Annotated in this window: 15 protein-coding genes and 1 other RNA gene; 5 read left to right on the top strand and 11 right to left on the bottom strand. The window is 37.9% G+C overall.

Annotated features, from left to right (window positions below; genetic code table 11):
- Positions 1-108 precede the first annotated feature (108 nt).
- Positions 109-1,575 carry an AcpB/EbpR/MafR family transcriptional regulator gene (locus CBF33_RS07860; protein ID WP_126763144.1) on the top strand — a complete coding sequence of 489 codons (1,467 nt, stop codon included), beginning with the start codon at positions 109-111 and terminating at the stop codon, positions 1,573-1,575.
- A gap of 92 nt (positions 1,576-1,667) precedes the next feature.
- Here the strand turns inward: CBF33_RS07860 and rsmI are convergent, their stop codons facing one another.
- The 9 genes from rsmI to dnaX form a co-directional block, all read right to left on the bottom strand.
- On the bottom strand, positions 1,668-2,549 hold the full coding sequence (rsmI, locus tag CBF33_RS07855) for a 16S rRNA (cytidine(1402)-2'-O)-methyltransferase (protein ID WP_126763142.1): 882 nt from the start codon (positions 2,547-2,549) through the stop codon (positions 1,668-1,670).
- Positions 2,550-2,594: 45 nt separating this feature from the next.
- The gene (locus CBF33_RS07850) at positions 2,595-2,939 is read right to left on the bottom strand and encodes a DNA replication initiation control protein YabA (protein ID WP_023606676.1); all 345 of its coding nucleotides are present in this window, start codon (positions 2,937-2,939) and stop codon (positions 2,595-2,597) included.
- 14 nt (positions 2,940-2,953) lie between these two features.
- Positions 2,954-3,754 (bottom strand): PSP1 domain-containing protein, encoded by an 801-nt coding sequence (locus CBF33_RS07845; RefSeq protein ID WP_126763140.1) that lies wholly within the window; start codon positions 3,752-3,754, stop codon positions 2,954-2,956.
- A gap of 14 nt (positions 3,755-3,768) precedes the next feature.
- A complete protein-coding gene (holB, locus tag CBF33_RS07840) occupies positions 3,769-4,698 on the bottom strand; it encodes a DNA polymerase III subunit delta' (protein WP_126763138.1) in 930 nt (309 codons plus the stop codon).
- Positions 4,699-5,028: a cyclic-di-AMP receptor gene (locus tag CBF33_RS07835; protein ID WP_023606679.1), complete on the bottom strand. Its 330-nt coding sequence runs from the start codon at positions 5,026-5,028 to the stop codon at positions 4,699-4,701. It lies immediately after the preceding gene.
- On the bottom strand, positions 5,025-5,681 hold the full coding sequence (tmk, locus tag CBF33_RS07830) for a dTMP kinase (RefSeq protein ID WP_126763136.1): 657 nt from the start codon (positions 5,679-5,681) through the stop codon (positions 5,025-5,027). Before tmk ends, CBF33_RS07835 begins: the two co-directional genes overlap by 4 nt.
- A 68-nt stretch (positions 5,682-5,749) precedes the next feature.
- Entirely contained in the window at positions 5,750-6,346 is a 597-nt protein-coding gene (recR, locus tag CBF33_RS07825; RefSeq protein WP_126763134.1) for a recombination mediator RecR, read from the bottom strand.
- A 70-nt stretch (positions 6,347-6,416) separates the two neighbouring features.
- Positions 6,417-6,737, bottom strand: coding sequence for a YbaB/EbfC family nucleoid-associated protein (locus CBF33_RS07820; protein WP_126763132.1), 321 nt, complete (start codon positions 6,735-6,737; stop codon positions 6,417-6,419).
- A 16-nt stretch (positions 6,738-6,753) separates the two neighbouring features.
- Positions 6,754-8,475 (bottom strand): DNA polymerase III subunit gamma/tau, encoded by a 1,722-nt coding sequence (dnaX, locus tag CBF33_RS07815; RefSeq protein WP_126763130.1) that lies wholly within the window; start codon positions 8,473-8,475, stop codon positions 6,754-6,756.
- A 203-nt stretch (positions 8,476-8,678) separates the two neighbouring features.
- On the opposite strand from dnaX, the gene CBF33_RS07810 reads away from it, so the two are divergent.
- From CBF33_RS07810 to CBF33_RS07800, 3 genes are read left to right on the top strand one after another with little or no spacing between them, the layout of a single operon-like run.
- The gene (locus CBF33_RS07810; RefSeq protein WP_126763128.1) at positions 8,679-9,899 is read left to right on the top strand and encodes an SPFH domain-containing protein; all 1,221 of its coding nucleotides are present in this window, start codon (positions 8,679-8,681) and stop codon (positions 9,897-9,899) included.
- A gap of 32 nt (positions 9,900-9,931) precedes the next feature.
- The gene (locus CBF33_RS07805; protein ID WP_126763126.1) at positions 9,932-11,062 is read left to right on the top strand and encodes a TFIIB-type zinc ribbon-containing protein; all 1,131 of its coding nucleotides are present in this window, start codon (positions 9,932-9,934) and stop codon (positions 11,060-11,062) included.
- Complete coding sequence (locus CBF33_RS07800) at positions 11,056-11,844, top strand: TPM domain-containing protein (protein WP_126763124.1); 789 nt, start codon at positions 11,056-11,058, stop codon at positions 11,842-11,844. Before CBF33_RS07805 ends, CBF33_RS07800 begins: the two co-directional genes overlap by 7 nt.
- A gap of 42 nt (positions 11,845-11,886) precedes the next feature.
- Here the strand turns inward: CBF33_RS07800 and ffs are convergent.
- Positions 11,887-11,984, bottom strand: an RNA gene (ffs, locus tag CBF33_RS07795) — signal recognition particle sRNA small type.
- 21 nt (positions 11,985-12,005) lie between these two features.
- Positions 12,006-12,494: a tRNA adenosine(34) deaminase TadA gene (tadA, locus tag CBF33_RS07790; RefSeq protein ID WP_126763122.1), complete on the bottom strand. Its 489-nt coding sequence runs from the start codon at positions 12,492-12,494 to the stop codon at positions 12,006-12,008.
- A gap of 102 nt (positions 12,495-12,596) precedes the next feature.
- Here tadA and CBF33_RS07785 point away from each other — a divergent pair, with 102 nt between their 5' ends.
- Entirely contained in the window at positions 12,597-13,463 is an 867-nt protein-coding gene (locus tag CBF33_RS07785; protein ID WP_126763120.1) for a helix-turn-helix domain-containing protein, read from the top strand.
- The last annotated feature ends 258 nt before the right edge of the window (positions 13,464-13,721 follow it).

The following is a 13,721-nucleotide window of genomic DNA, read 5'->3' as shown; positions in this document are numbered from 1 at the left end:
AACTAGCACTCTATATATTCTAATGAACAAAATATATTTTGTCTGTTCAGTTTTTTTAAAAAAAACATCTTTTAAGATTAACGTACGATTAAAAAAGGAGTGGTTATCGTGATTCATCATTTTTTAGATGCACAATCTAATCGTCAATATAATATCTTGCTTATATTAAAGGAAAATGCTAAACCTATAAAATTAGAAACCATCTCAGAAAAATTAAACGTCAGCCTAGCGACAATCAAACAAGACTTATCTTTGATTGAAATCAAGTGGGGACATTTACTTAATTTAAGTATCACCGATTCACAAAAAGTAGACATTAAAATTAAAAATAATTCGCTCTTTCAACAAATAATCGGCGAGCTCATTACGGAGTCTGTTCCTTTAAAATGGTTAACGCTAATGTTTTTTGAACCTTATAAAACACTTACTGAGTATGCCGATAAGTTACACGTCAGTCGCTCAACTCTCTACCGAACACAAATCACATTAGAAAATGCCTTTGAAGCGTTACCCATTCATATTCGACAAAGGCAAACGCGCTTTTTTTTAGAAGGAGATACAGAGGATGATTTACGGAAGTTTTTTACGGGATTCTTGCTTGAATCGTTTGTCTTTCCTGGTGCAAAAGTCCCTTATCCAGATATCTTCCCAAAGATAGCAACTGTCATTACTTCTTGTATTCTTAGTGAAAATGAAATAGATGATGACCAACAATTGTACTTTTTTCAATTTTTGTACTACGTCTCCCTTTTTAGGGAATACCAAGGTTTCTCGAACGAATCAAAAGAATTTTCTCAACCTTTAGAAGAAGTAACAAAAGCTTCTGTCTCTTCAATTCGCTCTTACTTCCCAACGCTTAAACAAGAACAATTTCAACAAATACATGAAGTAATATATGCTCATGTACATGGCTGGGAGGATGTAGAAGAGCGAGACAGAATTGAATTGACTGCTTTCCGATTCTCTAAAATGTTGCGAGAAAAAACATCTGTTCAATTAAACGATAAACAACAAGAATTTTTAGTTCGATTAGTCAAACAAATCTATTTAACAGAGAAAATCTCGACGACCCCTTCCTCTGTTTTTTTTGATCGGTTTTATTATTTTTCAAAAACAGTCGAAAAAAGCAATACATCTTTATTCCAAATTTTAAATATGATATATGACTGTCTTTCCGATGAAATTGGATTAGACCCACAACTTCACCGACACTCTGTTATATATTGGTTATGTATTGAAATACCATCTTTACTCTTTTATATACCAGAATTATCGATACTCGTTGTTAGTGACCTAGGTGAAAATCATGGTAAATTTGCGGCACGAATGATTAAAAATATCTTGAATTATGATGAATTAAAGCATCTAAACTTTACGATAGCTTCATTAACTGACTACGCCAAAATGAATACCGATGACTTTGATTTAATGATTATTAATAATACGCAGATTCAGCATCCCACACTGCCAATTTTTTATATTGATGATTGCCCACAGGAAATTGAGTTATATCGCTTTAAAAAATATCTTAATCGGATTGTTGAGCAAAAAAAAGACGTGCAAAATATTTGCTAAAAATGATTTTGGCTTTTTATACTATAAAAGTCCCCCTTTATCACTTCAGCTAGCTGGAGTGATAAAGGGGGACTTTTTTCTCACTATATCGTTTAATCTCGTTGATGGACCATACGATAAACATCTTGTTTTCGTAACTGGCGTTCTTTCGCAACTTTTTTAATGGCTTCTTTACTGGACAGTTGTTCTTCCGTCATTAATAACTGAACATGTTCTTCCACAGTTAATGACTCGCTATTCAAAGTGGGGGACGTTTCCGTGTCTATTTCGCCTCCTTCTATCAACAGGCAACATTCTCCTTTAATCTCATGTTCTTCAATATAGGCATGAATTTCTGATAAGGTTCCACGTAAATATTCCTCATGAATTTTAGTTAATTCCCGACAAATCACGATGCGATGATTATCCGAAAAAACATTTTTCATCACGTTCAGTGTTTTTTTCAAACGATAAGGTGATTCATATAAAATATGGGTGGTTGTTTGAGTTTTCAATCCTTCAAAAAAAAGCAGCTGTTCGTTTTTTTTGCGAGGAGGAAACCCATGAAAGGTAAAGCGGTCTGGTAAAAGTCCTGACGCAATCAAAGCCGTCACACCTGCTGTTGCACCGGGTAATGAAATTACTTTAATACCATGCTCTATACAGGCTGCAACTAATTCAGAGCCAGGGTCGCTAATAGACGGCATACCGGCATCACTGACTTGTGCAATATCTTGACCGGATAGTAGCATATTTAATAATTCAGGTAAGCGTTGCTGTGTATTATGCGTATGAAAACTAATTTGTTTCGTATCTATCTCAAAGTGATTTAATAATTTTTGAGTATTGCGTGTATCTTCACTTGCAATCACAGTGACAGCTTTTAGTGTCTTAATTGCACGATAGCTCATATCTTCCAAGTTGCCAATAGGTGTCGGGACCAAATATAAGCTGCCTAGCTCCGACTGTTCTTTATAACTTTTTTGTACTTGCATTCTTCTCTCTCCTCAAAAAAAGCTGGTGAGTAAACACTCCCCCAGCTATTTTCTTTCTCCATAAATCACATCTAAACAAAACGCACATTCTTCATCATTTTCTCGTCGCGTTCCATAGCACACATTGCATACGTGAAAACCTTCTTCATATATTTTCTCAAGGTTTAAACGTGATTTTGAAAGTCCTTGTCGTTCATCACTTGCATCTTTTGACTCATTTGCCTCATATTCAAGTAAACGTTCACGTAAGTGACGATTTTCAATTTCTAAATTCACATTCTGCTCCATTAATTTTTCAGCAGAATGTTTCATCTCATTCAAACGGTCCAGTAACTGTTTTATATCCAATTCTATTTGTCCAAATTCATCATATAAGGCTCGTTTGTCCATCGGAATCTTCCTTTTTATACTTTTAATTCTTCATAGTCATAATCCATCGCAATGGCTTTCTTATAAAGTTTAACCTTTACAACGCGATCCAGTAAGTTAAGTCCTACTACACGCCCTTTACCATCAGGCGTTTCTACTTCTTTCCCAAAATCAGGTAAAGCGCGTTTAGCTTCTTCATATGTGTCATTTTCATATTTTAAGCAACACATTAAACGACCGCATACTCCTGATATTTTAGTTTGGTTTAACGAGAGATTTTGGTCTTTTGCCATTTTAATTGAAACAGGCATAAAATCACCTAAAAAGGTAGCACAACATAAGGGACGTCCACATGGTCCGATACCACCTAAGATTTTCGCTTCATCACGCACGCCAATTTGTCGTAATTCAATGCGTGTTTTAAAGATAGCGGCTAAATCCCTTACCAACTCTCTAAAATCAATACGCCCTTCTGCCGTAAACTGAAAAACCATTTTAGAACGGTCAAAAGCGTAATGCACTTCGACTAATTTCATTTCCAATTGATGAGCAAGTATCTTCTCTTTTCCAATTTCAAACGCCTCTTGAGCATCTCGTTGATTTTTTTCTTCTTGCTGAAGGTCAGCGGTAGTCGCTTTTCGTATCACCGGTTTTAAGTTTTTAGGTAAATCCTCCGCTGCCATTTCACGTGGTGTTAAGGCAATGTAACCTAGCTCTTTATGTTGGTCAGTTTCGACTAACACACGGTCCCCATAACCTAATGCTTCATTATCTGTTACTGTAAAATAATATATTCGGCCAACTGGTCGAAAACGTACGCCTACAACTTTTTTCATACTGACCTCCTATTTTACTTCGTAATCTTGGCTGCTAATTGTTCACACACATTTTGAAAGCTAACATTGGCTTGCCACTTTTTTGTCGCTTCTAATGCACTGTTTTGAAGCTTTACAAAAAAGTATTCTTCTTCTTGACTAAGGGTGGGAATTTGTGTTAAAAACGTTTGTTTTATATGTGCTGTTAAGCATGTGAAAAGCCAAGACTGCTGTGTCTTATCTTTAAAAACAGGCACGATTTTTTGCTGAACATAAACAAACGCGTATGGATCGCGTTTTGATAAATAATCCGCCCACTTTTCCATAATTGTCACTGTTTCTTCGAACCATTCTTCTTGATATAAAGCTAATCCTTGCTCTGTACTGTTCACAATTTCTGCAAGCAAGACCGCGTGCTTTTTCAACATCCCTTCTGACATAAATTGTGACATTAATTCATCTGAGGGGATTTGCTGGAAATAAACCACTTGACAGCGTGATTGAATGGTAGGAAGCACACTTTGGCGATTGGATGTTAAAAAAACAACTAATAATTCGCCTTCTGGTTCTTCAATAAATTTCAGCAAGCTGTTCGCTGCAGCCGTTGTGAGTCGCTCTGTTTGATGAACTATTAACACTTGTTTAGCTGATTCCATCCCACTTTTTCCAAGATGTGATTTTATCGCCAGCATCTGATTCACCTTGATAGATTGTCCTTCAGGTAGTAAATGATGAACATCTGGGTGTTGTTGGTCATGGATTCGTTTACAACTGGAACAGTTTCCACAAGCAACGGGTGTCGTACTATCTTGACACAAAAAGCTACTAGCTAACCAATTAGCTGTCGACTGCTTGCCTGTTCCCGATTCGCCTACAAATAAGTACGCATGACTCAAAGCGTGATGTTTTAACGCATTAAATAACGTTTGATAAACTACCGGCTGGCGTTCTTGTATCGTCTTCATTTAAAACTGATGAAACCCTTCAACTGGTAACACAAAGACGGTCGCACCGCCTACTTGAACTTCGATTGGGTACGCCATATGACTATCAAAGGTCGCGTCTAGACTAACCGGCGCTGTAATAAACTGTTCGCGTGATTCACATGTATCTTTAATCACTGCCAATACATCTTCAACACGCTCATCTTCTATCCCTACAATAAACGTACTATTACCCGACTTTAAAAATCCACCTGTCGTTGATAATTTTGTAGCACGGATATTTTCTTCTACCAATCGATTGGATAAACGTTGGCTATCTTTATCTTGTACAATCGCTAAAATCAGTTTCATCGTCTTCCCATCCTTTCATTTTGTGTTAAATAGGTCATAATCTCAGAATAAGCTTTTTCCACAACCTTTTCTAAAGATTGCTTAGCATCAATCGTGATAATTCTATCTGGATATTTTTCAGCTAAGTCTAGATAAGCATGTCTGACTCGTTGATGAAAAACTAAATCTTCATTATCTAAGCGATTAATTTCTGACAATGACCGTCCTTTTTGAATACGTCTCAATCCTGTTTCAGAATCGACATCTAAATATAAAGTTAAATGTGGGGTTAAGCCTTCTGTTGCAAAATGATTAATCTCCGCAATTTCTTCCATACCAATACGGCGTCCTACCCCTTGATAAGCGAGAGAGCTATCCACAAAACGGTCACATAATACTAGTTTGCCTGCTTCAAGTGCCGGAAGTATTTTTTCAACAAGATGTTGACGACGCGCTGCCGCATAAAGTAAAGCTTCCGTGCGTTCATCCATCGTGATGTGGCGCGGATTTAAAATAACCTCTCTGATTTCTTCAGAGATAGGTATACCGCCAGGCTCTCTCGTTGTCATGACAGAACATGTCAACGTCTCCTCTAATCTTGGAACAAGCTCTTGGATCATACTTGTCTTTCCAGCCCCATCCGGTCCTTCAATCGTTATAAATATTCCTGCCACAACACCGCTTCCTTTCTGATAACTCTTACCATAAGTTTACTTGATAATCATGATTATGTCTATGATAACTACAGTTCTCTTCTTCCTTCAACCGCTCTTAATAACGTCATTTCATCCGCATATTCGATATCACTTCCAACTGAAAGTCCGTGTGCTAGACGTGTGACTTTAATGCCGGCTGGTTTGATTAAGCGTGATAAGTACATAGCGGTGGCTTCACCTTCTGTAGTGGCATTGGTAGCGATAATCACCTCTGCAACATCCGTTGCTTGTAAACGTTGAATTAGCGATGTCATATTAATATCTTCCGGTCCCGTGCCATCCATTGGTGAAAGGACTCCATGAAGTACATGATATAAACCGTGATATTCTCGCATTTTTTCCATTGACATCACATCTTTAGGCTCTTCTACTACTAAAATAGTCGTTTGATCACGACTTTCATCTTCACAAATTTGACATTTTTTCTGATCAGTAATATTGCCACATACTTCGCAATAGTGTAAATCACGCTTAACACTAATCAAAGAACGGGCAAATTCTGTGACTTCTTCTTCTTGCATATCTAATGTAAAAAAAGCTAATCGAGCGGCTGTTTTCGCTCCAATTCCTGGCAAGCGCATATAGCTTTCGATTAGTTTGGCTATTGGCGTTGGATATTCCATTTTCTCGCTCCTTCTTTGGCTTTTAAAAGAAAGCTAGGTCAAACAACAGTGTTTGTCCTAGCTTCATCTCTTATAATCCAGGAATTCCCATTCCTTGTGTGTATTTACCCATTGTTTTTTCTGTTTCGGTGGCAATTTGACTCAATCCGTCATTAATCGCTACTAAAATCATATCTTGTAACATGTCTGGATCTTCAGGGTCAATAATTTCTTCGTTAATATCTAAATTAATTAATTGACGGTTACCAGTAAACGTAGCAACGACTAAGTCATTCGCCGCGCGGCCTTCAAATTCTTTTTTCTCAAGTGCTTCTTGTGCAGCCACCATTTCCTTTTGCATTTTTTGTACTTGTTTCATCATGCCTTGCATATTTCCCATTCCACGCATCATTTATATAACTCCCTTTCTATTCTTCAATAATTTCTACTTTATCTTCACCGAACAATTCAATCGCCGTTTTGACTAATTCATCTGCTGCAGTCTGTTCAGTCGTTATGTCATCTTCAACCGCTATATCCTCTTTAGCGCCTTGATGATGTTGAATATAATCTTGACGTAATTGAGGCCATACCTCACGCGGTATCATCACAGGATTTCCTGTATATTGAATAAGGCGACGGAGGCTCTCCTTCATTTGCTCTAGTAATTCTTCATCATCTACTGCACGTTGGCATACGATTTCATAATCAAATGCTATCACAAACCCTTCTGCACTAGCCGCCACCGGTTCACTAGCTTTTAACATCGCTCGCTGTGTCACACTAACTGTCTGTAACATATCTGGCCAACTATCTTTTAATAAGTCTAAATGTTGACGAGTTGCTTCTTGTAACACCTTATAAACTCTGTCTTTGGGAACTCTAAAAGGTGTCACCGAGTTAGCTTTTACAGTTCTAACTGGCTCCTGTGCTGTTTTATCGCCACCTGAAGCTTGTATTTTTTTGATTGTTTTTTTCATTTCAGAAATTTGTTGACGCAGTTCCTTGATTTCGTCATTTGTTGCTAACTCATTGGCGTCTATCGATGTACTTGCTTGAGGTTTATCTAACAGCGTATGAGCTAATTTAACTGTTACCACTTCCAAATAGATTTGTGGTTGAGAAGACAAACGCATTTCACTCTGTGTTTGATTTAAAATACTAATATAGTCATAAAGCGTTGCGGAAGGAATTTGTTCTGCTAACAAACGAAATTCTTCTGTCACTTCACCTACTTCTTCCTTTAAAAGAGCAGGTGCCTGTTGTTGAATTAACAAATCACGACAATAGAGCAACACATCTTCGATAAAGCGATGGCTCTCTTTCCCTTCTGCTAAGATATCAGCTAAAACTTGTAATGCAGCTTCTGTGTCCGCTTCATAACATTTTGTTAAATAGTCCGCCATCATCTCCTGAGTGAGACTACCTGTTACTTGAACTGCCTCTGCAACTGTAATTTCTCCTTCAGAAAAAGAAAGTGTCTGGTCTAGTAAACTTAAGGCATCACGCATCCCACCATTTGCTGCACGTGCAATCGTAAATAACCCTCGTTCTTCATAAACATAGTTCAAGCTATCTAAAATCGTACGCAAATGCGTGACGATGTCTTCCGTTCGGATTCGCTTAAAGTCAAAGCGTTGTGTTCTAGAGATAATCGTCGCTGGTATCTTATGTGGCTCGGTCGTAGCCAGTATAAAAACGACATTTTTAGGTGGTTCTTCTAATGTTTTCAGTAGCGCATTAAACGCACCTGTTGATAACATATGAACCTCATCAATGATATAAACTTTATAAGGCGCTTGAGTCGGGGCATATTTTACTTTCTCACGAATATCTCGAATTTCTTCAACCCCATTATTACTAGCAGCATCTATCTCAATAACATCATTCAAACTACCTTCTGTAATTTGCTGACAAATTTCACATTGATTACATGGTTCACCATTCTCCTGATTGGGACAGTTAATCGCTTTAGCAAATATTTTTGCCGCACTCGTTTTCCCAGTGCCTCGTGGGCCTGTAAATAAATAGGCGTGAGAGGTTTTGTGATGGATGAGCGCATTTTTTAATGTTTGTGTGACAGTTTGTTGTCCAACAATCTCATCAAATCGTTGAGAACGCCACACGCGATATAAAGCTTGATAGCTCATATTTGCCTCTCCTCCCTTAAACATTCTCTTCTATTATACGAAAGTTTTCTTCACAATACTAGAAGAGTCTATCGATTTTATTCATTCTTTTTATTTTAACCTATTTTACTTTGGAAATAAAAAATGGTTATCACTTTCTAACGACTCTTTCTAAAATATGATACAATTAAGACAACAAATTGAACTTAAATGGAGGCAATAGTATGGGATTAATACGTGCAGCAGTAGGTAGTGTATCAGGTGGCTTAGCTGATCAGTGGCTAGAAGTTATCGAACCCGCTCAATTAACCAACCAGACTTTAATGACAAAAGGTGTCGCCGTTCGAAAAAATGATAAACGTAATAGTAATAAAAAAGGAACGTCAGGTGTGATTACTGACGGTTCGGTCATTCATGTGTATCCAAATACTGCCATGATGATTATGGATGGCGGTAAGATGATTGATTTTACTGCTGAAGAAGGTTACTACACACTAGATAACCCTAGCTCTCCGTCTGTTTTTAGTGGTAATTTAAAAGGGGCGATTGATGAGTCATTTAAACGCTTTAAATTTGGTGGAACTTCTCCTCAAAATATGGAAGTTGTTTATATTAATTTACAAGAAATGACAGATATTAAGTTTGGTACGCGCTCTCCGATTAACTATTTTGATAACTTTTATAATGCCGAGCTTTTTGTGCGCGCGCACGGCAGTTATTCTATTCGCGTGATTGATCCGATTTTATTTTATAATCAAGTGTTATCAAAATCAGCTTCACATGTTGAAGTAAGCGACTTAGCAGGTCAGTTTTTAGATGAATTTTTATCCGCTTTTCAAACAGCGATTGGACAACTTTCTGTTGAAGGTTTCCGCGTTAGTCAATTAGCATCAAAAAGTAGTGAATTAAGTCATCATTTAGCAGATGTCTTAGATCAAGAATGGGGCACGCAGCGTGGTTTAGAAATTGTATCCGTTGGGGTTGCAAGTATTTCTTATGATGATGATTCTAAAGCTTTAATTCAAATGCGCAATAAAGGCGCAATGCTGAGTGATGCACAAATTCGCGAAGGGTTTGTTCAAGGTTCGATTGCTAGTGGGATTGAAAAGGCTGGGGAAAATCCAAACGGCAGTGCTACTACTTTTATGGGAATGGGTGCAGGACTTAATACTGCCGGAGGCTTTATGAGTGAAGCTTCTAAAACAAATCGTGAGCAAGCTGCTCAACAACAAGCTAGTTCAGGCCAAGATGAGTGGCGTTGCCCGAATGACCAAACTTTAAATACTGGAAAATTCTGCTCAGAATGTGGAGAACCTAGACCGACTGCAACGACAGCAGGAATCAAAATGCGTTGTAGCGCTTGTCACGAAATTGTCACAATCACCGATGCTATGCCTAAGTTTTGTCCTGAATGTGGAAAACCATTCTCGGGGACTGCGGTTTAATTTAGTATTGACCGAGAAAGGAGGTCGCGTTCATGAGTGACGTTATTACCCATAAATGTCCCAACTGTGACGGACCCTTAACCTATTCGCCAAGCGACGAGTTATTTACTTGTGATTATTGTTTGAGCGAGTTTACTGTGGCGGATATTGCTTCTTTTGAAGAGCCAGAAGAGAAAAACGAAGCACTGAAAGACACAGTTGTAGCTGCTTTTGAAGAGAATGTATCAGAAGAGACGCAAGCGTCAGCTGACACGTCTCAAAGAGAAGATGAGATGCATACTGCTATGTCTTTATTCACTTGTCCCAGTTGCGGGGCAGAAATTGTCACGGATGAAACCACTGCAGCTACTCATTGCTACTATTGCCATAACCCCGTCATTTTGAGTGGGCGTGTCAGTGGTGAATTTTTACCACGTTATATTTTGCCTTTTAAAGTTTCAGAAGAAGAAGCGAAGAAAACATTTATCGACTGGGGTAGAAAAAAATGGTTTGCTCGTAAAAACTTTTTCTCAAGCGACCAAATTGAGTCGATTACAGGTGTCTACTTTCCTTACTGGTTAGTTAAAGCTGATATTCAAGCCACGTGGGAAGGCTCTGCTAAAGATATTCGTGTTTGGCGCGTTGGCGAAACGGAATACACTCAGACTAAAGTGTATGATTTATTTCGTGCAGGGCATTTGAATTTTGACCAACTTGTTAAGAATGCCTTGAAAAAAAACACACCACTGGCAATGGTCGAATCCGTCCAACCTTTTGACGTCACGGCGTTAAAGCCATTTCATACAGAATACCTTTCTGGCTTTCAAGCTGATAAGCGCGATTTAAGTTATGAGGCCTTACAAGAAAGTATCCGTGCAGACTTACATCATTATACCTCTGCTATGCTTGAGGCTACTGCGAATCATGTCGGCACGATTACGAGTGGTCAGGCCCAGATTCAAACGATGCGCGACCAAGGTGAGTATTGTTTACTACCCGTTTGGTTGATTACCTATCAAAATGAGCGTGACCCAGAAAAACATTACTATTTTGCGATGAACGGACATTCTGGAAAAACCAGTGGACAGCTACCGATTAATAAACTGAGACTGTCACTATTTTCCTTATTTGCTGGAAGTATCGTCTTTATCTTACTCGTGATTGTGGGGTATTTCTTATGGTAAAATTAAACATTAATCCTTTAGTCATTGGGTTATGGGGATTATTTTTCTTACTAATCACCGCCTCTCCTCTTAATGTTTCAGCTGAAACGGAGCGATTAGTCGACCAGGCACAACTTCTTTCTGAAGAAGATAAGGCCTATTTACTCGAGCAAATCGAAGCCACACATTCCGAAGTTGAAGCGGATGTCGTTGTATTGACGACACGTGATGCCAACGGTTTATCAGCACGTGAGTACGCTGATGACTATTATGACCAACATGATTTCAGTGAAGATGGTTTTTTATTCCTGATAGATATGGACAATCGTCAAATCTATTTATCCACTTCGGGAAAAATGATTCGTTATCTAACAGATGAGCGAATTAATCAAACTTTGGATAAGGCGGCGGCCTACCTTCCGAATGAAAACTATCGGGAAGCAATTGATACCGTTTTAACCGATGCTGTTATTTATTATCGAAGGGGGTTACCGAACCAACAAGGTAACCAAGTAATACAGGATGGCAATTCTTTTTTAAGAATCTTCATTCCAGCAGTAATTGGTGTCATCTCTGCTGGAGCGGTCTATCTAGCTATTAAAAAAGAATACGATTTGAAGAAACCAACATATCACTATCCTTATCAACAATATGGCACACTTCAATTAATAAGTGAAAAAGATACGCTAGTGAGAAGTTATATTACTACACGCCATATACCTAAAAACCCACCTTCTTCAGGTAGTAGTACACATACTTCCAGTGGTGGCCATACTCATGGTGGAGGCGGTCGTAGTTTCTAAAAAAAGTGCGTGAACGATAACGTTCACGCACTTTTGACTATTTATAGATAAAAAAATAGGCACATGATGACGCCTACGTAGTGCTGCTTCCTTCCGGACCTGACACGCTTAGCAGGCTCACCATTGCCCAAAACCTATTGTAACATATTATCAAAAAAATGCTAGTCTTTTTCTTTTTGACTTTTTTTTCGTTTTCGTAAGTCTTTAAAAAATGAGGTTAAGATTTCTCCACACTCTTCCGCTAAAATATTTTCTGTTACCATCGGTTGATGATTAAAGCGCTCATCTGTTAATAAATTCATCAACGACCCAACTGTTCCACCTTTTGGATCACGTGCACCAAAGTAGACGTGTGACACGCGTGACATAATAATAGCACCACTACACATGGGACAAGGTTCCAATGTGACATATAACTCACAATTTTCAAGGCGCCAACTTTTTAAGTAGTCACATGCTTCTTGAATCGCAATCATTTCGGCATGTGTTGTGGCATTTTGACTCGTTTCTCGTTGATTATATCCTCTACCAATAATTGTATCTTGATAGACAACAACCGCACCTATCGGGACTTCTCCAATCGCGCGTGCTTTCTTCGCCTCTATCAAGGCTTGTTCCATATAATAAGTTTCTCTTGATTGCTGATTCATCTTCTTCCCTCTTTCGCTCTCACGCTTTCATCTCTACTATATATTTTATCATAACCTATGCTACAATAAATGAAATGAAAACTTTAAGAAAAGGTGTTGCTCATGATAGATTCACTTCGTTCCTTATATCCTAACAGTCGTTTAACTCATCATCCTATTGAAGAAGCTTCCATGATAACATTTCCTTATCAACATCAATGGCTATCTATTCCAAAAAAAGATCTCTCTGAAAAAGAACAGCAATTATTACAGGTCGTGTTTCTCGATTCTAAGCAAGCCGCTCCTTCCAATGACCGTCATCCTTGGTATGGTTTTTTATTTTTAAAAAAGACACTGCCTTTAACTAATGGCAATTTTCGAGTGATTCAATTCATCCTGGAAAATGATACCCCTGATTCTCATCGCGAGCGTAAAGACTGGTTAAAGTCGCTATCGCATATGTTTAACGAAGTAGCTGATGCTTTTTTTGTAGAACCAGGATATGCCTTACTTATTGAAAAAGAAACTGAACATTTCTATCATTTAACCGAATTAGAAGGTATCTTAAAAACATTAGAAACCGAACATAATATTAAAGCTAAAGCATTTGCGGGAACATTTTTCACCTTAAGTGACGGATTTCCTCGTTTCTTTCAAGAAGAAAAACAAATGTTTTTAACTTCTCAACAACGTTTGACAGTCAACACGGTCGTTTCTTTGCCACAGCTAGCACTGACCTATCTTACAGAAAAAGCGATAGAAGACAGTCTAATCATGCAAGTATTTAAGAAAAAACTTTCCCTTGATGAAGATATGGCACTGATTATCTCTGCTTTATGGAAACATCAGGGAAATATCAGTTCTACTGCCAAAGAACTATTTATGCATCGAAATACCCTACAATACCGAATTGATAAATTTTATGACCAAACCAATCTTTCTCTCAAAAATATGGATGACTTAGTTCTCGCTTATTTACTGGTACACTAAAAAAACCGGCTCTATAATTTAAAGGACTGATGAATCAAATAAATGATTCATCAGCCCTTTTTTTAATTTTCTTAATTTTAGGTATTAAAAAGCATACCGTTCTCCTATATGATTAATTTACGACAAAAAAACAAACGGGAGGCGATATGCTCATGTCTAATGATATCAAAAAATTACTACGAATCATAGAGCCAAATTTAATCACATCTGACATTTCTTACGAAATGGTAAAAGGACAACAAACATGTGTGGTGAACG

Source organism: Vagococcus lutrae (assembly GCF_003987555.1).
In the GTDB taxonomy this organism is placed as follows: domain Bacteria; phylum Bacillota; class Bacilli; order Lactobacillales; family Vagococcaceae; genus Vagococcus_A; species Vagococcus_A lutrae.
This window is presented reverse-complemented; position numbering and strand designations above follow the sequence as displayed.

Excerpts from the sequence above, each read along its gene's own strand:
- CBF33_RS07835 (WP_023606679.1), bottom strand. The coding sequence starts at position 5,028 with ATGAAACTGATTTTAGCGATTGTACAAGATAAAGATAGCCAACGTTTA.
- CBF33_RS07810 (WP_126763128.1), top strand. The coding sequence starts at position 8,679 with ATGGGATTAATACGTGCAGCAGTAGGTAGTGTATCAGGTGGCTTAGCT.
- dnaX (WP_126763130.1), bottom strand. The coding sequence starts at position 8,475 with ATGAGCTATCAAGCTTTATATCGCGTGTGGCGTTCTCAACGATTTGAT.
- CBF33_RS07820 (WP_126763132.1), bottom strand. The coding sequence starts at position 6,737 with ATGATGCGTGGAATGGGAAATATGCAAGGCATGATGAAACAAGTACAA.
- tadA (WP_126763122.1), bottom strand. The coding sequence starts at position 12,494 with ATGAATCAGCAATCAAGAGAAACTTATTATATGGAACAAGCCTTGATA.
- CBF33_RS07805 (WP_126763126.1), top strand. The coding sequence starts at position 9,932 with ATGAGTGACGTTATTACCCATAAATGTCCCAACTGTGACGGACCCTTA.
- CBF33_RS07850 (WP_023606676.1), bottom strand. The coding sequence starts at position 2,939 with ATGGACAAACGAGCCTTATATGATGAATTTGGACAAATAGAATTGGAT.
- rsmI (WP_126763142.1), bottom strand. The coding sequence starts at position 2,549 with ATGCAAGTACAAAAAAGTTATAAAGAACAGTCGGAGCTAGGCAGCTTA.
- holB (WP_126763138.1), bottom strand. The coding sequence starts at position 4,698 with ATGAAGACGATACAAGAACGCCAGCCGGTAGTTTATCAAACGTTATTT.
- recR (WP_126763134.1), bottom strand. The coding sequence starts at position 6,346 with ATGGAATATCCAACGCCAATAGCCAAACTAATCGAAAGCTATATGCGC.
- CBF33_RS07800 (WP_126763124.1), top strand. The coding sequence starts at position 11,056 with ATGGTAAAATTAAACATTAATCCTTTAGTCATTGGGTTATGGGGATTA.
- CBF33_RS07785 (WP_126763120.1), top strand. The coding sequence starts at position 12,597 with ATGATAGATTCACTTCGTTCCTTATATCCTAACAGTCGTTTAACTCAT.
- CBF33_RS07845 (WP_126763140.1), bottom strand. The coding sequence starts at position 3,754 with ATGAAAAAAGTTGTAGGCGTACGTTTTCGACCAGTTGGCCGAATATAT.